Origin of the sequence: Cupriavidus sp. OTU4054 (assembly GCF_038440175.1) — a bacterium.
Classification (GTDB): Bacteria; Pseudomonadota; Gammaproteobacteria; order Burkholderiales; family Burkholderiaceae; genus Cupriavidus; species Cupriavidus pauculus_D.
In genome coordinates, this window is record NZ_JASATF010000021.1 from 130,406 (window position 1) to 136,405 (window position 6,000).

Consider the following 6,000-nt stretch of genomic DNA (forward strand, 5'->3'; position numbering starts at 1 on the left):
TCTCGCTGCGTCTTTTCTTATGGATCAGATCGGGTCCCAGCACACGACGTCGGGCGAACGCTCGAGGTCATGGAAGCTGGTCTGCATGGCGGGGATGGCGACCTCCGCGATGCGCTCGGGCGTCCAGCCGTCGCTGCAATGCACGGACCGCACGGGCCGGGGCTGGCTGAACAGCAGGATCTCGTTCGCGCGCACGCCGAAGATCTGTCCGGTGACGGCACGGGCCGCATCGCTGGCGAGGTACACGGCCATCGGCGCGATCTTGTGCGCCTCCATTTTTTTGAGCTTTTCCACGCGCGCGGCTTCCTCGGGCGTGTTGGCCGGAATCGAGTCCGTCATGCGGCTCCACGCGAACGGCGCGATGCAGTTCGAGCGCACGTTGAACTTCTGCATGTCCAGCGCGATCGACTTCGACAGCGCGGCAATCCCGAGCTTGGCGGCGGAATAGTTCGCCTGCCCGAAGTTGCCGATCAGACCGGAGGTGGACGTCATATGCACGTAGGCGCCGCCGTTCTGGGCCTTGAAGTGCGGTGCCGCGGCGCGGCTGACGAAGAAGGTGCCGTGCAGATGCACGTCGATGACGGCGCGCCATTCTTCCTCGTTCATGTTGTGGAAGAAGCGGTCGCGCAGATTGCCGGCGTTGTTGATGACGCCGTCGATGCGGCCGAAATGGTCGAGCGCGCTAGCCACGATGCTGGCGGCGCCCTGCCATGTGGTCACGCTGTCCGTGTTGGCGACGGCGGTGCCGCCGGCCGCGCGGATCTCCTCGACCAGACGGTCGGTGACCTTGCCGTCGCCGCCTTGTCCCGTCAGGGACACCCCGACGTCATTGACGACGACTTTCGCGCCCGCCGATGCCAGCGCCAATGCGATCCCGCGGCCGATGCCGCCGCAGGCGCCCGTCACCACCACTACCTTGCCTTCCATGTCTGCCTCGCTCGGTTCGAATCTTTTTATGTTCGAACATATTCTGTGGCATGGACATATGGAAGTCAAGGCAACCGCGATGCGACGGCGGGCGGCTGTGGTGTGATGCTGGCGCCGCGCGCGGCGGGAGGCGGTTCAGCGCATGGCGAACGCCGGCACCGTGCGCACGATCTCGCGATCGTCGATGGGCCAGTGCAGCGCGGCGGCGACGACCCCGAGCGCCATCGCGCAGAGCCACACGAGGTCGTAGGAATGTGTGGCCTCGAATACGGCGCCCCCGAGCCAGACGCCAAGGAACGAGCCGAGCTGATGCCCGAAGAACACGAAGCCGAACAGCGTCGCCAGATAGCGCACACCGAAGATCTGCGACACGATGCCGTTGGTCAGCGGTACGGTGCCTAGCCACATGAAGCCCATCGCGGCGGCGAACAGATAGAGGCTCGCGGACGTGACCGGCAACAGCACGAACAGCGCCATCGCGGCCGTGCGCAGCAGGTAGATGGCGGAGAGCAGGTATTTGCGCGTATAGCGCGCGCCAAGCAGGCCGAACGCATAGATACCGGCGACGTTCGACAGCGCGATGATCGCAAGCGCCGCCATGCCGTCGGCCGGGCGCATGCCCTTGTCGACGAGATACGCGGGCAGGTGGCTCGCAATAAAGGCCAGTTGAAAGCCGCAGGCGAGAAAGCCGAGATTCAGCAGCCAGAAGCCCGAGTGGCCAAAGGCCTCGCGCAGCGCGGGCAGCAGGCGCGGCTGCGCCGCGGTGTCGCTCTCCGCGGCCGCATCCGGCCTGCGGTCCTGAAACGGCAGCCCCATCGGCAGCAGTGCCAGCGCGAAGATACCGAGCCACATCAGCGCGCCGCGCCATCCGAGGCCGGACAGCATCGCCTGCGCGGCCGGCACCAGCAGGAACTGCCCGATACCGCCAATGGCGCCCGCCACGCCGAGCGCCCAGCTGCGCCGTGCGGGCGGCACCATGCGGCTCAGCGCGCCGTACACCACGCCGAAGGTCGTGCCCGATTGCGCGATGCCGATGCAGATGCCGCCGGTCCAGATCAACGACTGGACTGTCGTGGCATGCGTCATCGCGATCAGCCCGATGCCGTACAGCAGCAGCCCGCCGGCCATGACCTTCCACGAGCCGAAGCGATCGGCAAGCATGCCCGTGAGGGGCTGCGCGAGGCCCCATGTGAGGTTTTGCACCGCCATCGCGAGGCCGAAGCTCTCGCGCGTCCAGCCGCGGTCCATGATGATGGGCAGGAGGAACATGCCCTGAACATGGCGCACGCCGAGGGCGATGCCCATGACCAGACCGCCCGCGAGCACGAGGCCCCAGGTCGTTTGCCACCAGCGTTGTGGAGAGTGTTCCATCGAATTGTTCCGGCGCGGATTGGGATGCCCTGATTTCAGTCCATGCGCGCGCCGTCTGCAAACGATATTTCGCCGAGTTTGCCATTCCTGATGCGCATGGCAGCAGCTGGACGGCCATGTTTTAATGGAGGCATTCTGCTTTTACGCATGAGGATTCCGCATGTCCGTGGCGCTTGCGAGACTGTTTCCACTCGATCTGCTCAAGGGCTTCGTTGCCGTGGGCCGGCGCATGAGCGTGACGCAGGCCGCGGACGATCTGTGCCTGACGCAGTCGGCCGTGAGCCGGCAGATCCGCGCGCTCGAGGACCAGCTCGGCGTGCAGCTGTTCGTCCGGCAGCATCGCGGCGTTGCTTTCACGCCCGAGGGCGAGCGGCTGTTCCGGACGGCCGATGCCGCACTGCAGCAGGTGCAGGACGTGGCGGCCGAAATCCGGCGCGGAGAAGGGCACCAGCCCGTCACGGTCACCGCGAGCATCGGCGTCGCCGGGCTGTGGCTGCTGCCCCGGCTCAATACGCTGCAGCGCCGGTATCCCCATCTCGACGTGCGGCTGTCCGCGAGCAACCAGATCAGCGACCTGCGTGCCGACGGTATCGACCTCGCCATTCGGTATTGCCGCGAGGCCGCCGCGCCCGCGGGCGCACTGCGGCTGTTCGGTGAGACGATCGCGCCCGTCGCGCATCCTTCGCTGGGTGTGGAGGCGGGGACGGGCGTCGACGCGCTCGCGCGTTATCCGCTGCTCGACTTCGACGACCCGCGACCGTGGCTGCAATGGCGCAGCTGGCTCAACCAGCGCGGCTATCGGCAGGCGAGCAAGCGCGGCATCCTGCGGTTCAATCTCTATGACCAGACCATCCACGCGGCGCTGGCCGGGCAGGGCGTCGCGCTGGGACGGCTCCAGCTGATCCAGCCGCTGATCGACGGCGGTCAGCTGATGGTCGTGCCGGGCCTGGCCGACCGGGTGCCGAGTCCCAATGCCTACTGGCTGATCCACGCGAGCGACCACCCGCGCGAGGACGTGCGGCGCGTTGCCGACTGGATTCGCAGCGAAGCGTCGATCGCGCATAGCGCGGGTTCGCCGCCGGGCGCGCTCACGAAGTAGCGGCCGCGCGCGGTCACCCGGTAGCAGTCGCCGGGCGCGAGCACCACGTCATCCACGAAGCAGCCGCGCGCCTCCGCGGTCAGCCATAGCATGCCCTCACGGCAGCGGAGGATGTCGCCGGGCCGCAGCGTCAGCGCGATGCAGGCGCGGTCGACAAGGATGGCAAGGTTCGTGTCCATGGGGGGCTCCGGTACGTGTCTTCAGTGTGAGCCTTGCGCGAAGGGCCTGCCATGAGCGATGCGTAGCGCAGCCATGCGGGCGCGGCATGCGGCGGCGGCCACGCGTCAAGGCCTGCGTTGCCGTAGCGACACAGGTAGTCGCCCTCGCGCGGATGTGCTGGCAGAATCTAATGTCTTACACACATGACATAGCGCCCCCAATGACCATTCGAAATCGCTTCAATGCCTTGCAGCTGGTCCGTTCGTCCATGGTTGCCGCACCCGTCGCGATGCTCGTGCTCGCGAGCCACGGCGCCGGTGCGCAGACGTTTCCCGTCGGCCCCGTGTCGCCGGCGGTGGACGGCGCGTACACGAAGCTGGAGAGCGCGCCGCTCGTGAAGAAGGTGCTGGCCGATATGCAGGCCGACGACGCGCGGACGCTGGCCGAACTGAAGACGATGACGCAGATCCCGTCGCCGCCGTTCAAGGAGAAGCAGCGCGCCGAATATTTTCTGTCGCGGCTGAAGGCGCTGGGGCTGTCCGATGCGCATATGGATAGCGAGGGCAATGCGATCGGCGTGCGCAAGGGCACCGGCAACGGTCCCCGCATCGTCGTGTCCGCGCACCTCGACACCGTGTTTCCCGAAGGCACCGACGTGACCGTCAAGGAGCGCGACGGCAAGCTCTATGCGCCGGGCATCGCCGACGATACGCGCGGGCTCGCCGTGCTGCTGTCGATGATCAAGGTGCTCAACGACAACAAGGTACGCACGGTCGGCGATATCGTGTTCGTCGGCAATGTGGGGGAAGAAGAACTGGGCAACCTGCGTGGCATGAAGGCGCTGTTCCGCGACCATCCGGATATCGACGGCATGGTGGGCCTCGAGCCCGGTACCGGCGGCAGCGTGCTGACGCAGGGCACGGGCAGCCATCGCTACGAGATCACGTTCCGGGGTCCGGGCGGGCATAGCTTCGGCGCGTTCGGACTGCCGAGCGCGATCCATGCGATGGGCCGTGCCATCGGCAAGATCAGCGATGTGCGCACGCCGACCGACCCGAAGACCACGTTCACCGTCGGTACCGTGGGTGGCGGTACCTCGGTGAACGCGATCGCCGGCGATGCGCGCATGGCGATCGATATCCGTTCGAACGGCACGCCCGCGCTGCTGGAGACGGAAAAGCAGATCATGGCGGCGATCGAAGCCGGCGTGAACGAGGAGAACAAGCGCTGGTCGCCCGAAGCGAAGAACCAGATCACCTTCGAGAAGAAGCTGATCGGCGATCGCCCGGCGGGCCAGACCGCGACGGATTCGGTCATCGTGCAGTCCGCGGTGCGCGTGATTCAGGGCAACGGCAAGGAGAAGCCTTCGCTGCGTGGCGGCAGTACCGACGCGAACGTGCCGATGTCGCTCGGGATTCCCGCGGTGATCCTGGGCAGCGGCGGCAAGTCCGGCGGTTCGCACTCGCGCGACGAGTGGTTCGATCCGACCCATGCGTGGGAAGGTGCCCAGCTGGCGATGACGACCGTGCTGGGCCTCGTCGGCGTCGAGGGCGTGGTGCAGCCCGTGCTGCCCAGGCGCGCGCGCTGATTGCCGGCTACCTCGGTAACGTCGGGATCTGCTGTGGCGCACCGCCCGGCAACGGGGTCTGCGCCACGTTGAGCACGGCCGCCAGCATGCTGTAGTAGCCGTTGATCGCAATCAGATCGATCACACCGCGTTCGCCGAAGCGATCCTTGACGCGCGCGTAGGTGGGATCGCTCACGCTGCGGTTGCGCAGCAGTTCGTCGATGAAGTCGTAGACCATCTCCTCGTCCGCGGTCATGCCCGTCGGCCGGCGTCCTTCCGCGATGGCCTGCGTCACCGCGGGCGACACGCCCGCCTTGACCGCCAGCTTCTGGTGGGCCAGCCACTCGTACTGATTGCTCCAGTCGCGCGCGGTCAGCAGGATCACGAACTCGCTCAGGCGCGCATCGAGCGCGCTTTCGTAACGCAGGTAGGATCCCATGCGCTGCAACCGGTTGAGTAGTTCGGGGCTGCGCAGCAGCGGCACCCACGGACCCGCGCCGATATTGCGCGGGGTACCGCCGGCGGGGGTGCCTTCCGACAGCAGTTCGACCGATTTCTTCTGGGCATCGGAGAGCTTGTCGGCCGGAATCGGCGGCATACGGTCGTCCGCGGCCATGGCGTTACCAGCCAGCGTCGTGAGCGTGGCTGCGGTCAGGCCGGCGATCAGGGTTACCTTCAGGGCGTGCTTGAAAGTCATGTGGGGTGTCGTCCTCGTCGTGGTTTTTCCGCATCATCCACTCGGGTGATGACGGGCGCAATGATTTTCCTGCAGCATGCGACCAACGCCGAGGCGGAAAGCCCGCGTTGAACGGGGAGCATCGTGGCCGACGGGGGGGGGGGGCGGGCGACCCCCGCCCCCCCCCCACCCCCCCACCGC

General features: G+C 67.0%; 5 protein-coding genes and 1 pseudogene. 2 read left to right on the plus strand and 4 right to left on the minus strand.

Annotation, left to right across the window (positions count from 1 at the left end):
- Positions 1–24: 24 nt before the first annotated feature.
- Entirely contained in the window at positions 25–927 is a 903-nt protein-coding gene (locus AAHB16_RS23065; protein WP_342052084.1) for an SDR family NAD(P)-dependent oxidoreductase, read from the minus strand.
- A gap of 135 nt (positions 928–1,062) precedes the next feature.
- Complete coding sequence (locus AAHB16_RS23070) at positions 1,063–2,298, minus strand: MFS transporter (protein WP_150375643.1); 1,236 nt, start codon at positions 2,296–2,298, stop codon at positions 1,063–1,065.
- A 160-nt stretch (positions 2,299–2,458) separates the two neighbouring features.
- On the opposite strand from AAHB16_RS23070, the gene AAHB16_RS23075 reads away from it, so the two are divergent.
- Entirely contained in the window at positions 2,459–3,397 is a 939-nt protein-coding gene (locus AAHB16_RS23075; RefSeq protein ID WP_150375641.1) for a LysR substrate-binding domain-containing protein, read from the plus strand.
- 41 nt (positions 3,398–3,438) lie between these two features.
- Here the strand turns inward: AAHB16_RS23075 and AAHB16_RS23080 are convergent.
- A pseudogene (locus tag AAHB16_RS23080) lies at positions 3,439–3,576 on the minus strand (hypothetical protein); the annotation flags it as partial.
- Between the two features lie 200 nt (positions 3,577–3,776).
- Between AAHB16_RS23080 and AAHB16_RS23085 the strand changes: the two are divergent.
- The gene (locus AAHB16_RS23085; protein WP_150375637.1) at positions 3,777–5,144 is read left to right on the plus strand and encodes a M20/M25/M40 family metallo-hydrolase; all 1,368 of its coding nucleotides are present in this window, start codon (positions 3,777–3,779) and stop codon (positions 5,142–5,144) included.
- A 7-nt stretch (positions 5,145–5,151) separates the two neighbouring features.
- On the opposite strand, the gene AAHB16_RS23090 is transcribed toward AAHB16_RS23085, so the two are convergent.
- The gene (locus tag AAHB16_RS23090) at positions 5,152–5,820 is read right to left on the minus strand and encodes a carboxymuconolactone decarboxylase family protein (RefSeq protein WP_150375635.1); all 669 of its coding nucleotides are present in this window, start codon (positions 5,818–5,820) and stop codon (positions 5,152–5,154) included.
- Positions 5,821–6,000: the final 180 nt, after the last annotated feature.